The following is a 15,063-nucleotide window of genomic DNA, read 5'->3' on the forward strand; positions in this document are numbered from 1 at the left end:
CGCCGCCCCCGGCTTGTTCAGGGCGCGCTGCTCTTTTCCGCAGGCGCGGCCTGCGCGGCCACCTGTCCCCCCAGGCTGCGCGAGAGGAAGGCCAGCAACCTGCTGTAGTACGTGCGTTGATTGGCAGGAGAATAGAAACCATGCCCTTCGTTCTTGACGAACAGGGTTTCCACCGGCGAGCCGGCCTTCTTCAACGCAGCTTCCATGCGTTCACTGTGCACGATCGGCGCACGCTGGTCCTGGCCCCCCGCGGCCAGGAATACCGGCACCCGCACCTGCGCGGCCAGATTCACCGGGGAACGCTCTGCCAGATCCTTGGGCGACCCCAGCCAGTTGCGCAGATAGGCCAGGCCTGACTCATCACTCTGGATGTCTCCACGGGCGTACATCAACGGCAGGTCGTAGATGCCGACGTAGCCCGCCGCGCACTGGTAGAGGCCCGGTTCGCGCACCGCCCCCATCATTGCCGCATAGGCACCGTAACTGGCCCCGTAGATGCAGATGCGGTTCTTGTCGGCCACGCCCTGTTCGATCGCCCAGCGCGTGGCATCGGTGACGTCATCCTGCATCGACAGTCCCCATTGCTTGCGCGCGGCCTGCATGTGGGCCCGGCCATAACCGGAAGATCCGCGGAAATTTACCTGCAATACCGCGTAACCTGCCGCCGCCAGCATCTGCGCCTCGGTGTCATAGGCGCCGTCGTCGGCAACACCGATCGGACCTCCGTGCGGCACCACCACCATCGGCAGCGCACGGGCCTCGCGGCCGTGCGGGACGGTAAGGAAGCCATGCAGCGGACGCCCATCACGCGCCTTCAGGCTGATCGGACGCACCTCCGCCGCCAGCGCGGGGTCGATCCAGTCGCTCCGGCTGATCAGGTGCCGTGCACTCTTGCCAACCGTGTCATAGAGATAGAAATCGCCTGGATTGCTGCCTGACCAGGTTTCCACCAGCACCGTCCTGCCATCGCGCGTGCTGGAGGTGATGTAGGCCGCTCCGCCCAGGCCCGCTTCGAGGCTACGGTAAAGGCGGGCTTCGTTCGAGGCGTCATCGAAGAATGCCGTTCGCGGCGCACTGCCAAGGAACAGTGCCCCGACCGGCACGCGGCTGCCGGGGCGCCGGATGATGCGCGCCGGGTCGGCGCTCTCATCGCGCAGCACGGTGCGTCGTTCATTGCTCTGGGGGTCCCAGCTGACAATGGCATCGGGTCCGTCTGCCTGCTCGACCTGCAGGTACGCCAGGCGACCGTCGGCCGAGAAGCCAAGGGGCAGCTCGATGTGCTTGCTCAGGGATTCATCGTTGAGCAGGATCCAGTCGCTGTTGCTGCCTGTGCGGTAGTAGAGCTTCTGCGTGCCATCGGTAACAACAGCGCGCGCGAAACGCACCTCGCCCTGCTCATCGATCGTGAAGTCCGCATCGGGGATGGGAGCCCGTGCCACCGCGTTGCGGCGACCGGTGATCACATCCATGCGCTCGACCTGGGCATGCGAACTGCCGACCAGCGGGATCACCGTCACCAGTGCGTTGCGATCGTCATCCTTGAGTTCATCGCTGAGGTACGCGGCCACCAGGCCTGCCGGTTTGACCTTGATGTTGGTGCCCAGGCTCTGGTCGGCAACCCGGTAACCCACCAGCAGCTCGCCGCCCTTGCCGTTGGCATTGATACCGAACAGTTCGCCGGTCGGCGTCGGCCGGTCCAGCACGCCGAACTTCTGTGCCATGCCCACCAGCAGCCGCTCGTTGCTGACCCAGTCGAAGGTGTGGGCGTGATCGTTGCGGGGCGGGCGGAAGCTGCCGACCATCTTCATGTCGGCAATGCGATAGATCGCCAAGGCGGTTCCCGCCTCCAGCGGAACCGTCGCGGCGATGTACTCGCCCCCCGGCGAAATCTTGATGTCGGTAAACGACTCCTGCCGCAGATAGCGATCCAGGTCCAGCGCTGCGGCCGATGCCCCACCCACAACCGCTCCCAACAGTACAGCCAGCACAATCCTGCGCATCCTTCCCCCATGGAAAACCGGACACCCTGTCCGGATGCACGATTCTAGGCACGTGACCGTTTGCCGCGCCACATCGGCACAAAAAACGACGGCACCGTTGCCGGTGCCGTCGTTACCACTACCTTGGAGAGAGAGTCAGGACGTGGGTTCGGGGGGCGTGCGCCGGGTCAGTGGACCCCGCGCACCGCCAACGTAAGGGCCAGGATGCTGAGGATCACGGCAATGGTGCCGTCGAGCACGCGCCAGGTACTGGGCTTGGTGAACAGCGGCGCCAGCAGGCGTGCGCCCAGGCCCTGCGCGGTCAGCCACAGGCAGCTGGCGGTGACCACGCCAGCGGCGAAGGCCATGCGGGCGTTGCCGAAGTTCTCGGCAATCGAACCGATCACCATCATGTCCAGCCAGAAGTGCGGGTTGATCAGCGAGAAGCCGACCGCGGCCATCAGCACCGCGCGGCGGCTGCCGTCGTCACTGTCAGCCTCGCCCATGCCACCGCCACCGGCGATCGCACGGCGTGCCGACTTCATTGCGTACCAGGCCAGGAACGCGACGCCGGTCCACAGCACGGCGGTGGTCAGCCACGGCAGTGCCGACGTGAGCGTGCGCAGGCCGGCCACGCTGGCGAAGATGAAGATCGCATCGATGGCCGCACAGGTGGCAACCACCGGCACGATGTGCTTGCGCAGGATGCCCTGGCGCAGGATGAAGGCGCTCTGGGCCCCGACCACGGCGAACAGGCCGATGCCGGTAGCTGCACCAGAGAACCAGGCACCGAGGCCGGTGCTGGCGGAGATGACCGAGAACATGGGATTCACTGCCTTTACTTGCTTGGGGGGACGGTGCCTCGCGAAGGCGGACAGCACCGGAACGGGCGCCATTGTCGCGCCGCAACATGGAAAAGACGAGCTAAACTTCCTAAACCAACATTAGCGGAACTTAATTCGATGCGTATCGACCATGCCCAGCTGCGCGCCCTGGCCGCGGTGATCCGCGAAGGCAGCTTCGACCGCGCCGCACAGTCGTTGAATGTCACGCCCTCGGCCATCTCGCAGCGGGTCAAGGCGCTGGAGGACCGGGTCGGCCGCCTGCTGGTCAAGCGCGGCACTCCGGCCACCGCCACCGCCGAGGGCCAGGTGCTGGTGCAGCTGGCCGAGCAGACCGCCCTGCTCGAACACGATGCCCTGCACCGTATGGGCCTGGCCGACGAGGACCTGCCCCAGGCAAGCATCCCGGTGGCGGTGAACCACGACAGCCTGGAGACCTGGTTCCCGCAGGCCGCCTCGCAGTTCGCGCAAAGCACCGGCACCACGCTGGACCTGCGCGTGGAAGACCAGGACCACACCGTCGAACTACTGCGCCAGGGCACCGTGCTGGGCGCGGTGACCACCCTGGATGAGCCGGTGCAGGGCTGCCAGATCCACGCGCTGGGCAGCATCCGCTACGCAGCGACCTGTACCCCCGAGTTCCGCGAGCGCCATTTCGCCAAGGGCGTAACCGCGCAGGCGCTGGCGCAGGCCCCGGTGCTGGTATTCAACCGCAAGGACGAAATGCAGTCGCGCTTCGCCCGGCGCATGGCCGGCGACGACCTGCCCAGCACCGCGCCGACCTGGTGGATTCCGTCCACCCGCGCCTTCGTGCAGGCCAACTTGGGCGGCATGGGCTGGACCATGAACCCCCTGCCGCTGGTGAAGCGCCATCTGGACGCCGGGCGCCTGGTCTACGTGCGCCAGCGCGCGTGGGAAGACGTGCCGCTGTACTGGCAGCACTGGAAGGGCGACGTGCAGACCATGGCGCTGCTGACCCGCGCGGTGCTGGATGCCTCCTCCGCGCTGATCCGGCGCAAGCGCTGAAAAGGGGACGGAGGGGATTAAGTCGTTTAAGACCCAGACGACATATCGGGCAAAGACGACTTAATCCCCTCCGTCCCCTTTTTGCTCCATCCAACCTCCACGAAACCTCCACACCGGGTCCATGCGTGATGCGGATACTGGTCGGCCGATCACTGCAAGGATGCCCTGCATGCCTGTATTCGTCCGCGATGCGCGCCCCGAAGATGCCGCCGCCTGCATCGACCTGCGCGGGCGCACCCGCGAGAACGCCTTCAGTGCCACCCAGCTGGCGGAACTGGGCATCACCGAGGACAGCTGGGCGGCCGGCATCGCCCAAGGCGATTCGATCGGCCGCATCGCCTGGGAGGGCGAGCGCATGGCCGGTTACTGCTTCGCCGACCGCGACAGCGGCGAGGTGCTGGTGCTGGCCCTGCTGCCGGACTACGAAGGCCGCGGCATCGGCCGCCAGCTGCTGCAGGACGTGGTGAGCCTGACCCGCGATGCCGGTCACCAGCGGCTGTTCCTGGCCTGCTCGGCCGACCCGCGATCGCGCTCGCACGGCTTCTACCGCCGCCTGGGGTGGCGCCCGACCGGTGAGATCGACGACGCCGGAGACGAGATTCTGGAGCTGGTCTGATTGAAGGCGTCGCCAGGCAAGGCCTGGCGCTACCGGGTGAGGATGGTGCGAAGCGCCGGATGCTGCGTTGCATCAAAAAAGGACCCGATCCGGTTAGAATCGCACCTGGATGCTGCAAGGCGTTGTTTCTTCACGCCCTTTCCCTGCTTCATGCGCATCCTGACCTCCTCCCCTCCGCCAACGATCCCGCCCCCATGAAGAAATTTGGCAAGGCCCTGCTCGCCCTGCTCGTGCTGCTGTTGCTGGCCGCCGCGCTGTTCCTGTACTGGCCGCTGACCCAGCGCTCGGTGCCCGCCGCCAGCAACGACAAGCCCGTCGACGTTGTGCTGGTCGGCGCCGGCATCATGAGCATCACCCTGGCCACCTACCTGCAGGAACTGCAGCCGGACTGGAACATCCAGGTCTACGAACGCCTCGACGGCGTCGCCGGTGAAAGCTCCGACGGCTGGAACAACGCCGGCACCGGCCACTCGGCCTTCGCCGAACTGAACTACACCCCGGAACTGCCCGACGGCAGCATCGAGACCAAGCGCGCGGTCGGCATCGCCGAATCGTTCGAGGTTTCGCGCCAGTTCTGGTCGCACCAGGTCAAGGAAGGCCGGCTGAGCCAGCCCAGCGACTTTATCAACCCGACCCCGCACATGAGCTTCGTCTGGGGCGATGACAACATCGCCTACCTGCACAAGCGCCAGCAGGCCCTGGTGAAGAACCCGCTGTTCTACGGCATGCAGTACTCCGAGGATCCGGCCCAGATCAAGCAGTGGGCACCGCTGCTGATGGAAGGCCGTGACCCGAAGCAGAAGGTCGCCGCGACCTGGATGCCGCTGGGCACCGACGTCAACTTCGGCGTGATCACCCGCCAGCTGACCACCGGCCTGCAGCGCAGCCCGAACTTCAGCCTGCATCTGAACCACGAAGTGAGCGCGCTGCGGCAGAACACCGACAAGAGCTGGAACGTGACGGTGAAGGACCTCAAGGCCGGCACCGAATCCACCACCCACGCCCGCTTCGTGTTCATCGGTGCCGGTGGCGCCGCGCTCAAGCTGCTGCAGATGTCGGGCATTCCGGAGTCGAAGGACTACGCCGGCTTCCCGGTCGGTGGCCAGTTCCTCGCCTTCCAGGGCCAGGACGTGACCTCGCGCCATGGCGTGAAGGCCTACGGCATGGCCGAGACCGGTTCGCCGCCAATGTCGGTGCCGCACCTGGATGCGCGCAAGCTGGACGGCAAGCCGGTGGTGCTGTTCGGGCCGTTCGCGCTGTACAGCACCAAGTTCCTCAAGCACGGCTCGTGGTGGGACCTGTATTCCTCGGTCACCCACAACAACGTCGGCCCGATGCTGGAAGTGGGCAAGGACAACCTGGACCTGGTGCAGTACCTGATGGGCCAGGCACGCCTGAACGATGCCGACCGCCAGGCCGAGCTGGTCAAGTACTTCCCCAATGCCAAGCCGGGTGACTGGAAGCTGATCACCGCCGGCCAGCGCGTGCAGATCATCAAGCGCGATCCGCTGAAGGGCCCGGTGCTGCAGTTCGGTACCGAGATCGTGACCGACAAGGACCACACCATCGCGGCCCTGCTCGGCGCCTCGCCGGGTGCGTCGACCTCGCCGCCGATCATGCTGGACCTGATGGCCAAGGCCTTCCCGGACCAGATGAAGGCCGGTTGGGAAGCGCGCCTGCGCGAGATCGTGCCGTCGTACGGGCGCAAGCTCAACGACAGCGCCGCGCTGGTCAACGAGATCCGCACGCTGACCAGCCAGACCCTGCACCTTCCCTACCTGGAAGTGCCGGTGGATGCCAACGCGGCAGCACCTGCACCGGCCGCAATTCCGGCTCCGGCGCCGGTCAAGGAAAAGCGCAACGCCAACGAGGAACTGCAGGCGCTGTAAGCCTGCGCGTTCCTTGCGATGCAGACGGACGGCCACCTTCGGGTGGCCGTTCGCGTTTGGGCCACTCTCTGCTGCAGAGCCGAGCCCACGCTCGGCTCCGGCAAAAAGCAGCCGAGCATGGCTCGGCTCTACAGAAGGCGATGCCTGGTGCCGGAAAGCCTCTGCGCAATGACGATAATTGTAATGTTGTTAATAATTATTTACATTTGCGTCCTGCGCAGTGACCGCGCCCCTCCCAGATGGACCTGATGTGCCCGAAGCCGCCGCCCCGGGTGCTGGACGACTGTTGCCGCCCTTCCCCGCTTCCAAGCCTCGAGCCCACCATGTCCCTGACCCTGCGTAACCGCCTGCCCCGCCGCGCGCTGCTGCCGGCTGCCCTGCTTTCGTCGCTGTCCCTGCTGGCCGCGCCCAGCGCGTTCGCCGCCGCCGATGGTGCTGCCGATGCCAAGACCCTGGACCGTGTCAGCGTGCGTGCCGAGCAGTCCGCTCCGCCATCCAGCACCACCCGCCTGCCGATCACGCTGCAGGAAACCCCGCAGTCGGCCACTGCAATCAGCCTCAAGCGCCTGCAGGACGAATCGCTGTTCAGCATCAACGATGTGATGCGCAACGTGACCGGCGTCAGCGTGTCCTTCTATGACACGCAGCGCCCGCTGTACTACGCGCGCGGCTTCGCCATCACCGACTTCCAGGTAGACGGCATTCCCACCTACAGCGGCTCCACCAACCAGGAATACGACACCGCCTTCTACGACCGCATCGAAGTGATCCGCGGCGCCAACGGCCTGCTCAGTGGCGCCGGCGTGCCGTCGGCCACGGTCAACCTGCTGCGCAAGCGCCCGGGCAAGGAGTTCGATGCCTCGTTCGCGGTCAGCGCCGGCAGCTGGGACTATCGGCGCATGGAGGCGGACGTGACCGCGCCGCTGACCAATGACGGCCGTTTCCGCAGTCGCGTGGTCGCCGCCTATACCGATCGCGGCCTGTACTACGACCGCTACGACGAGAACAAGATGGCCGGCATGGCAGTGCTGGAAGGCGACGTCACCGACAGCACCACCATCACCCTCGGTTACCAGAGCCAGGACAACAACCCGACCGGCTCGACCTGGGGCACCGTGCCGTTCTTCGACAACCAGGGCAACTTCGCCCACCTGCCGCGTTCGACCAACCTGTCGCCGAAGTGGAGCTACTGGAAGCGCGAGAGCAACACCGCGTTCGCCAACCTTGAACAGCACTTCGGTGACAACTGGCTGTTGAAGATCAACACCGCCTACACCCGCGGCAACGTGCAGAACGTGCGCCTGTACGGCACCGGCAACCCGGACCCGGTGACCGGCTCGGGCATCTACCTGCGTGCCGCCGCCGGTGATTCCAAGGACACCCGCCGCAATGTCGATGCCTACCTGTCCGGCAGCTTCGACCTGTTCGGCCGCGAGCACGACCTCACCGTTGGCGCACAGTGGTCGGACCTGGAAGGCACCACCAACACCCTCGCACTGAACTACCCGACCGACTGGGCGCGCTGTGGCAGCGAGCGCTGCTACTACATCCCCAATGTGTACAGCTGGAACGGCGACATCTCCGAAGTGACCTACCGTCGCACCGGCGCACGCCGCGTGGCCAAGACCACGCAGAGTGGCGTCTACCTGGCCACCCGCCTGCGCCTGGCCGATCCGCTGTCGCTGATTGCCGGTGCGCGCCTGAGCCGCTGGGAAACCCTCAGCCGCTCGTACAACGCCGCAGGCGCCTACACCGGCACCAGCGGTGCGTACAAGGTGAGCGATGAAGTCACCCCCTACGTGGGCCTGGTCTACGACATCACGCCGAACGTATCGGCCTATGCCAGCTACACCGAGATCTTCAACCCGCAGAACTTCAAGGACCGCAACGAGAACCTGCTGGCACCGGTGCAGGGCTCGAACCTGGAAGCAGGCATCAAGACCCAGTGGCTGGATGGCCGCCTGACCGCCAATGCCGCCGTGTTCGAGGCCAAGCAGGACAACTACGCGGTGCGCGACATGGGCGTGCCGGAGGGTTCGCTCAGCGATGGCACCTCCGCCTACGTCGGCGTCAACGGCACCAAGGCGCGCGGCTGGGAGATGGACGTCAACGGCGAGATCCTGCCGGGCTGGACGGTCAATGCCGGCTACACCCACGTCAAGGTGACCCGCGCGGCTACCGACCTGCTGTACGCCAACCCGCCCAAGGATCTGCTGCAGCTCAACACGCAGCTGCAGCTGCGCGGTGCGCTGGAACGCCTGAGCGTAGGCGGTGGCGTGCAGTGGCAGAGCAAGGTGCAGGGCTACAACATCGCCTATCCGCTGGGCGGCACGGTCACGGTGAACCAGCCGGCGTACATGCTGGTGCAGTTCAACGCCAACTACCGCATCAGCGACAGCTGGACCGCAACGCTGAGCGTGCGCAACGCACTGGACAAGACCTACTGGGCGAATCTGGACTACAACAACTACGGCGAACCGCGCTTCGTGTCGGCCAGCCTGCGCTGGAAGTTCTGAGCCACCCGCAAACCGGTGGGTGCTGACGGTTGGTCGGCACACCGCAATCCTGGATGGGCCCGCCTTCGCGCGGGCCCTTCTTTTTGCTGCACTGCAGGTTGCACCCCTCATTGTAATTATGCCGTAATTACATCGACACCAATCGGAAGCCGGTCGATGAACCCGAGCTGGGATACGTTGGAACGCAGCCGCCAGGCCCGCCTGGAACGTGCCGCGCCGTGGGCCCGGGGACGCGAGGTCGCCGCCACCGATGTGGGCGAGCTGCTGCACGCACTGCTGGAGGCAGGCGACAAAGTCTGCCTGGAGGGCAACAACCAGAAGCAGGCCGACTTCCTCGCCCAGGCCCTGGCCGACCTCGACCCGGCACGGGTGCACGACCTGCACATGGTGCAGTCGGTGCTGTCGCTGCCCTCGCACCTGGATGTATTCGAGCGTGGTATCGCTTCGAAACTGGACTTCTCGTTCTCCGGCCCGCAGTCGGTGCGGTTGGCCAACCTGGTGGCTGAAGGGCGCATCCAGATCGGTGCCATCCACACCTACCTGGAACTGTTCGGCCGCTACTTCATCGACCTGACCCCGCGCGTGGCCCTGGTCGCCGCGCAGGCCGCAGACCGCCACGGCAACCTCTACACCGGCCCGAACACCGAAGACACGCCGGTGATCGTCGAAGCCACCGCCTTCGGTGGCGGCATCGTCATTGCCCAGGTCAACGAAATCGTCGACACCCTCCCCCGCGTCGACATTCCCGCTGACTGGGTCAACTTCGTGGTGCAGGCACCGAAGCCGAACCATATCGAACCGCTGTTCACCCGCGACCCGGCGCAGATCTCCGAGATCCAGGTGTTGATGGCGATGATGGCCATCAAGGGCATCTACGCCGAGTACGGCGTGAACCGCCTCAACCATGGCATCGGCTTCGATACGGCGGCCATCGAACTGCTGCTCCCCACCTACGCCGAATCGCTCGGCCTGAAGGGAAAGATCTGCCAGCACTGGGCACTGAACCCACACCCGGCACTGATTCCTGCCATTGAATCGGGCTTCGTGAAGTCAGTGCACTCGTTCGGTTCGGAACTGGGCATGGAGAAGTACATCGCCGCGCGAGGCGATGTGTTCTTCACCGGTGCCGATGGCTCGATGCGCTCGAATCGTGCGTTCTCGCAGACCGCCGGCCTGTATGCCTGCGACATGTTCATCGGTTCCACATTGCAGATCGACCTGCAGGGCAACAGCTCCACCGCCACCCGCGACCGCATCGCCGGCTTCGGCGGTGCGCCGAACATGGGCTCGGATGCACGCGGCCGCCGCCACGCCAGCGACGCCTGGATCAAGGCCGGCCAACAGGCCGCTCGCCCTGGTGAAATACCACGCGGCCGCAAGCTGGTCGTGCAGATGGTGGAGACCTTCCGCGAGCACATGGCACCGGCCTTCGTCGATCGCCTCGATGCCTGGGACCTGGCCGAGCGCGCACAGATGCCGCTGCCGCCAGTGATGATCTACGGCGATGACGTCAGCCATGTGCTGACCGAGGAAGGCATCGCCAACCTGCTGCTGTGCCGCACGCCGGAGGAACGCGAACAGGCGATCCGCGGCGTATCCGGCTACACCGCCGTCGGCCTTGGCCGCGACCGCGCGATGGTGGAAAACCTGCGCGACCGCGGCGTGATCCGCCGTCCCGACGACCTGGGCATCTCTGTGCGCGATGCCAGCCGTGACCTGCTGGCGGCGCGTTCGGTGAAGGACCTGGTGCGCTGGTCCGGCGGACTGTACGACCCGCCCAAGCGCTTCCGCAACTGGTAAGGGGCTGAGCATGGAAACCCTCGACTATCGATTCGAAGGACACACTGCGGTGCAGTTTCCGCGCGATGCGGTGCTGGTCGGCGTGCTGGCCTCGGGCAACCTGGAAATCCTGCTGGAGCCGGCCGCACTGGACGGCGCGATGACGGTGCGCATCATTACCGCCGCGCAGGGCTTCGGCAACGTGTGGCAAGCGGTGATCAGCGACTTCGCACAGCGTCATCCGCTGCGCGATGTACGCATCTCGATCAACGATGCGGGTGCGACTCCAGCGGTGGTCAGCCTGCGACTGGACCAGGCCGTGGAAACCCTGCTTGCTGGAGATGCACGATGAACCGGACGCAGCGCCACAGTTACTACGAAGCCGATGCGCGCGAGCGCATCGCCGGGTTGATCGACGCGGGTTCGTTCCGCGAATTCCTCGGCCCGGCACGGCGGATGATGAGCCCGCATCTGGCACAGCTCGACCAGCCCGCGGCGTTCGACGACGGCATCGTTGTTGGCGAAGCCGCACTGCGCGGCCGACGCGTGCTGCTGGCCGCACAGCAGGGTGAATTCATGGGCGGCGGCGTGGGCGAAGTGCATGGCGCCAAGTTGACCGGGCTGCTGCGCCGTGCGGCGGCAACCCGCCCTGACGGGGTGCTGCTCCTGCTCGACACCGGCGGCGTGCGCCTGCACGAAGCCAATGCAGGGCTCATCGCCATTTCCGAGATCATGCGCGCCACCCTGGACGCGCGTGCAGCGGGCGTGCCGGTGATCGCGCTGATCGGCAGCGGCAACGGCGCCTTCGGCGGCATGGGCATCGTGGCCCGCTGCTGCAGCACGGTCATCATGTCCGAAGAGGGACGCCTGTCGCTGTCCGGCCCGGAAGTGATCGAGACCGTACGCGGCGTGGAAGAGTTCGATTCCCGCGACCGCGCACTGGTCTGGCGCGTAACGGGAGGCAAGCACCGCTACCTGATCGACCAGGCGCAGGTGCTGGTTCCCGATGCCATCGAGGCGTTCGCGCATGCGGCATTCGATGCGCTGCAGCCCGATACCTGCAGCACCGATTCAGATACTGCACTGGCCGCGCTACAGGAACGTCATGTGGCATTGAAGGCGCGCGTGCAGGCCTGGAGCGATTGCCGCGATGGCCTGGAGATCTGGGCGCGGCTGGGCATTCCCCACCCCGAACGCCTGCCACTGCTCGACACCGATGAATTCCTAATCGCCGCCGCTGACCGGAGCCTGCCATGAGCATGCAACTGCAGAGCCTGCTCGATGCCCTGTTCCCGCAGGGGCATGCCATTGCGGTGAACGATTCGGTGCTGACCGGCAGCGCTACCACCGAAGACGGCGAGGTGACCGTGATCGGTACCGCCGACAAACTCGAAGTCGGCGTGGACCACGCACTGGCACTGGCCGGGACGGTGCTGGCCAGCACCCGCGCACATCCTCAGCGGCCGATCGTGATGCTGGTGGATACCGCCGGCCAGCGCCTGGCGCGGCGCGACGAACTGCTTGGCATCAATGGCTGTTTCGCGCATCTGGCACAGACGCTGGATCTCGCGCGTCGACGCGGCTCGCGGCTTGTAACGCTGGTCTATGGTGAATCCGTCAGTGGCGGCTTCCTCTCATTCGGCCTGATGGCCGACCACATCCACGCCCTGCCCGATGCACAGGTGCGGGTGATGGACCTGCGCGCGATGGCACGGGTGACCAAGCAGCCGCTGGAGAAACTGCAGTCGCTCAGCCAGACCTCACCGGTGTTCGCGCCGGGCGTGGAAAACTACGTAGCGATGGGTGCGGTGGACTCGATCTGGAACGGCAACCTGGCCGTCCACCTGCTGCAGGCACTGCGCACGCCCGCCGATGGCGACCGCCGCGCCGTGCGCGGAGCCGAACGTGGCGGGCGCATGCTGGCCGCACGCGTGGCTGCTGCCGTGAGCCAGGGCGATGCCTGAGCGGCTGCCCCGCCATACGCTGGTCTGGCTGTCAGCGCACGCCGGCTGGCAGGCGGACATTGCCGCGCATGAGTCGCGCTTGGCCGATTGGTTTGCGCAGGGCCGGCCGGCCATCGTCGCGCGACGTGCCGCCGATGATGCGGACCCCCGCCTGCGTCTGGGCGTGCCGCTACCGCCCGTCGAGGGCAAACTGCGCCTGGCCCTGCGCGTACCAGCACACGATGTGCTGCGCACCGCGCCGCCGCCGACACTTCAGACGGTGCTGGAAGGCGACGTTCCACAGGACTGGCAGCGGCCCCTTGAAGTGCTGCAGAACATCGCTGGGGCGCGCGTAATCGGTGCCTTCGCGTGGCAGCACCTCACTGGTCTGCGCTATGTGCACGCGCGCTCGGACGTCGATCTGCTGTGGCCGATCGACACCACCGCGCAGGCCGATGCCCTGGCTGCACGGCTACAGGCATGGGAAGCCGAACACGACCGGCGGGTCGATGGCGAGCTGTGCCTGGGCGGCGACGCCGCCGTGAACTGGCGCGAGTACGCCGGACGCAGCCGCGAGGTACTGGTCAAGCGCCTCGATGGTGCCGCTCTGGAACTGCGCGAGGCGTTGTTCGCCTCCACCGGCGTGAGCGCATGAACGCCGTCGTGCAACCGGCGGCCAGGCCGGCAGCTGCCGTGAACAGCGCGCGACTGGGGCGCCTCGCCATCGCCAGCCTGCACGCGGAGCTGGCACTGGCGCCCAAGCCCGGACTGGTCACACCCTTCGACACCGGCAGCCATCGCGACATGGACGCCGGCACATTCCTGCGCAGCCTGTTCGCGCTGCGCCACTACTTCATCGCCGTGGCCGACGCCGGTGCCAGCGCGGCGCCGTTCCAGACACTGCGGGCGCATGGCATCGCCGCTGAGATATCGATGCTGCACGCCACCGCGGGCATCAACACCCATCGCGGTGCGATCTTCAGCCTTGGGCTGCTGGTGGCCGCGTCCGCTGCCTGCCAGGGCCGCGCGGGCCATGCCATCGCAGCCGAACAGGTCTGCCAGGAAGTGTGCCGTTGGGCTGCCGAGCTCGCCGACGCACCTCTGGATGCGAACAGCCCTGGCCAGCGCGCGCGTGCCCGACACGGCGTGCAAGGTGTGCGCGAACAAGCGGCCACCGGCTACCCGCTGCTGCGCGACGTGGCACTGCCTACCCTGCGCCACGCACTGGCCAGCGGCCTGCCACGCGAGGCCGCGATGTGCCAGACCCTGATGCAGCTGATCGCGTGCGTGGATGACCTCAACCTGCTGCACCGTGGCGGCGCCGACGGCCTGCGCTGGTCCCAGCGGCAGGCGCGCCGTTTTCTGCAGGGCGGCGGTACCTTCGTACCCGGCTGGCAGGCACGCCTGCACGGCATCGGTGAGCGCTTCGTCGCACGCCGCCTGAGCCCTGGTGGCAGTGCTGATCTGCTTGCCTGCAGCTGGTTCCTGCTGCAGCAGGAGGGCGTATGAGCCTTGCCCTGCTCTGCCCCGGGCAAGGCGCGCAGCACGCCGCGATGTTCGAGCACGTGCGCGATCTGCCTGCCGCGCGCAACGTACTGGAGGCTGCCAGCGCAGTGCTTGGACGCGATGTGTTCGCGGCGGCCGCTGACGAATCGCGCTTCGGCAATGCACTCGCGCAGCCCCTGCTGTGTGCAGCCAGCCTCGCGCACTGGCAGGGACTTCGCGAAGCGGTGCAAGCACCGGTGCTGGTGGCCGGCTACAGCATCGGTGAACTGGCCGCGCATGCGATCGCCGGCAGCGTTGATGCCGCCACCTGCCTGGCTCTCGCCGCTCGGCGCGCGTGGTTGATGGACAGCGCCAGCCCCGCCGACGCAGGTCTGCAGGCGGTGCTTGGCCTGGAACGCCACGTACTGCAGCCGCTGTGCGATCTGCACGGTGCGTACGTGGCCATCGCCAACGGGCACGACCATTTCATCGTGGGCGGCACGCACGCCTCGCTGCAGGGCCTGGCCGATGCAGCGCGTGCACGCGGTGCAGGCATCCGGCCGCTGCCGGTGCACGTTCCGGCGCACACACCGCTGCTGGCAGCGGCGGTCGCACCGTTCGCTGCGGCCCTCGATGCCTCCGCGCTACAGGCCCCGCGCCTGCCGCTGCTGGCCGGCATCGATGCGCGTCCGGTGCGGGATCGCACAACGGCGGTCCACACGCTGTCGTTGCAGCTGGCGCAGACCATCGAGTGGGCGCAGGTGATGCGCCAGGCCTTCGAGCGCGGCGCGCGGGTATTCCTGCAGCTGGGCCCGGGCAACGCGTTGGCGCGCATGGTCGCGCCGGCCTATCCGTGCTGCGAAGTGCGCGCGGTGGAAGAGTTCCAGAGCCTTGAAGGCGCCGCGGCCTGGGTCCGCAGCGCGCTGGAACGGCTGCAGTAACGGGTTCGAGCAGTACGTATCACGCAACACGCAGTACGTCGCCTTAC

The 15,063-nt window shown here is 66.8% G+C and carries 13 protein-coding genes; 11 read left to right on the forward strand and 2 right to left on the reverse strand.

The features are described from left to right. Positions 1 to 17 precede the first annotated feature (17 nt). Both AC13FN_RS02190 and AC13FN_RS02195 read right to left on the reverse strand, forming a co-directional pair. Positions 18 to 2,000 carry an alpha/beta hydrolase family protein gene (locus AC13FN_RS02190; protein ID WP_049434588.1) on the reverse strand — a complete coding sequence of 661 codons (1,983 nt, stop codon included), beginning with the start codon at positions 1,998 to 2,000 and terminating at the stop codon, positions 18 to 20. 167 nt (positions 2,001 to 2,167) lie between these two features. Next, positions 2,168 to 2,803, reverse strand: coding sequence for a LysE/ArgO family amino acid transporter (locus AC13FN_RS02195; protein WP_005408523.1), 636 nt, complete (start codon positions 2,801 to 2,803; stop codon positions 2,168 to 2,170). A 138-nt stretch (positions 2,804 to 2,941) separates the two neighbouring features. On the opposite strand from AC13FN_RS02195, the gene AC13FN_RS02200 reads away from it, so the two are divergent. The 11 genes from AC13FN_RS02200 (at position 2,942) to mdcH (ending at position 15,016) form a co-directional block, all read left to right on the forward strand. Then, on the forward strand, positions 2,942 to 3,847 hold the full coding sequence (locus AC13FN_RS02200; RefSeq protein WP_006424060.1) for a LysR family transcriptional regulator ArgP: 906 nt from the start codon (positions 2,942 to 2,944) through the stop codon (positions 3,845 to 3,847). Between the two features lie 169 nt (positions 3,848 to 4,016). Continuing rightward, positions 4,017 to 4,463, forward strand: coding sequence for a GNAT family N-acetyltransferase (locus AC13FN_RS02205; RefSeq protein ID WP_049434583.1), 447 nt, complete (start codon positions 4,017 to 4,019; stop codon positions 4,461 to 4,463). Between the two features lie 194 nt (positions 4,464 to 4,657). Next, positions 4,658 to 6,352 carry a malate dehydrogenase (quinone) gene (gene mqo, locus AC13FN_RS02210; RefSeq protein WP_049434581.1) on the forward strand — a complete coding sequence of 565 codons (1,695 nt, stop codon included), beginning with the start codon at positions 4,658 to 4,660 and terminating at the stop codon, positions 6,350 to 6,352. Positions 6,353 to 6,675: 323 nt separating this feature from the next. Continuing rightward, complete coding sequence (locus AC13FN_RS02215) at positions 6,676 to 8,868, forward strand: TonB-dependent siderophore receptor (protein WP_312391057.1); 2,193 nt, start codon at positions 6,676 to 6,678, stop codon at positions 8,866 to 8,868. A 156-nt stretch (positions 8,869 to 9,024) separates the two neighbouring features. After that, positions 9,025 to 10,668: a malonate decarboxylase subunit alpha gene (gene mdcA, locus AC13FN_RS02220; protein WP_401741679.1), complete on the forward strand. Its 1,644-nt coding sequence runs from the start codon at positions 9,025 to 9,027 to the stop codon at positions 10,666 to 10,668. 10 nt (positions 10,669 to 10,678) lie between these two features. Then, a complete protein-coding gene (gene mdcC / locus AC13FN_RS02225; RefSeq protein WP_049434575.1) occupies positions 10,679 to 10,999 on the forward strand; it encodes a malonate decarboxylase acyl carrier protein in 321 nt (106 codons plus the stop codon). After that, complete coding sequence (locus tag AC13FN_RS02230; protein ID WP_312391061.1) at positions 10,996 to 11,904, forward strand: biotin-independent malonate decarboxylase subunit beta; 909 nt, start codon at positions 10,996 to 10,998, stop codon at positions 11,902 to 11,904. Before mdcC ends, AC13FN_RS02230 begins: the two co-directional genes overlap by 4 nt. A 2-nt stretch (positions 11,905 to 11,906) precedes the next feature. After that, entirely contained in the window at positions 11,907 to 12,611 is a 705-nt protein-coding gene (gene mdcE, locus AC13FN_RS02235) for a biotin-independent malonate decarboxylase subunit gamma (RefSeq protein ID WP_482984356.1), read from the forward strand. Then, the gene (mdcG, locus tag AC13FN_RS02240; RefSeq protein ID WP_049434571.1) at positions 12,604 to 13,245 is read left to right on the forward strand and encodes a malonate decarboxylase holo-[acyl-carrier-protein] synthase; all 642 of its coding nucleotides are present in this window, start codon (positions 12,604 to 12,606) and stop codon (positions 13,243 to 13,245) included. Before mdcE ends, mdcG begins: the two co-directional genes overlap by 8 nt. After that, positions 13,242 to 14,099, forward strand: coding sequence for a triphosphoribosyl-dephospho-CoA synthase MdcB (gene mdcB / locus AC13FN_RS02245; protein WP_197645966.1), 858 nt, complete (start codon positions 13,242 to 13,244; stop codon positions 14,097 to 14,099). Before mdcG ends, mdcB begins: the two co-directional genes overlap by 4 nt. Continuing rightward, entirely contained in the window at positions 14,096 to 15,016 is a 921-nt protein-coding gene (gene mdcH / locus AC13FN_RS02250; RefSeq protein ID WP_049434568.1) for a malonate decarboxylase subunit epsilon, read from the forward strand. Before mdcB ends, mdcH begins: the two co-directional genes overlap by 4 nt. Positions 15,017 to 15,063 lie beyond the last annotated feature (47 nt).

This window comes from Stenotrophomonas sp. 115C5 (assembly GCF_056861055.1).

What these genes read in the sequence shown, in the direction of transcription:
- AC13FN_RS02190 (WP_049434588.1), bottom strand. Translation starts at nt 2,000, where the DNA reads ATGCGCAGGATTGTGCTGGCTGTACTGTTGGGAGCGGTTGTGGGTGGG.
- AC13FN_RS02195 (WP_005408523.1), bottom strand. Translation starts at nt 2,803, where the DNA reads ATGTTCTCGGTCATCTCCGCCAGCACCGGCCTCGGTGCCTGGTTCTCT.
- AC13FN_RS02200 (WP_006424060.1), top strand. Translation starts at nt 2,942, where the DNA reads ATGCGTATCGACCATGCCCAGCTGCGCGCCCTGGCCGCGGTGATCCGC.
- AC13FN_RS02205 (WP_049434583.1), top strand. Translation starts at nt 4,017, where the DNA reads ATGCCTGTATTCGTCCGCGATGCGCGCCCCGAAGATGCCGCCGCCTGC.
- mqo (WP_049434581.1), top strand. Translation starts at nt 4,658, where the DNA reads ATGAAGAAATTTGGCAAGGCCCTGCTCGCCCTGCTCGTGCTGCTGTTG.
- AC13FN_RS02215 (WP_312391057.1), top strand. Translation starts at nt 6,676, where the DNA reads ATGTCCCTGACCCTGCGTAACCGCCTGCCCCGCCGCGCGCTGCTGCCG.
- mdcA (WP_401741679.1), top strand. Translation starts at nt 9,025, where the DNA reads ATGAACCCGAGCTGGGATACGTTGGAACGCAGCCGCCAGGCCCGCCTG.
- mdcC (WP_049434575.1), top strand. Translation starts at nt 10,679, where the DNA reads ATGGAAACCCTCGACTATCGATTCGAAGGACACACTGCGGTGCAGTTT.
- AC13FN_RS02230 (WP_312391061.1), top strand. Translation starts at nt 10,996, where the DNA reads ATGAACCGGACGCAGCGCCACAGTTACTACGAAGCCGATGCGCGCGAG.
- mdcE (WP_482984356.1), top strand. Translation starts at nt 11,907, where the DNA reads ATGCAACTGCAGAGCCTGCTCGATGCCCTGTTCCCGCAGGGGCATGCC.
- mdcG (WP_049434571.1), top strand. Translation starts at nt 12,604, where the DNA reads ATGCCTGAGCGGCTGCCCCGCCATACGCTGGTCTGGCTGTCAGCGCAC.
- mdcB (WP_197645966.1), top strand. Translation starts at nt 13,242, where the DNA reads ATGAACGCCGTCGTGCAACCGGCGGCCAGGCCGGCAGCTGCCGTGAAC.
- mdcH (WP_049434568.1), top strand. Translation starts at nt 14,096, where the DNA reads ATGAGCCTTGCCCTGCTCTGCCCCGGGCAAGGCGCGCAGCACGCCGCG.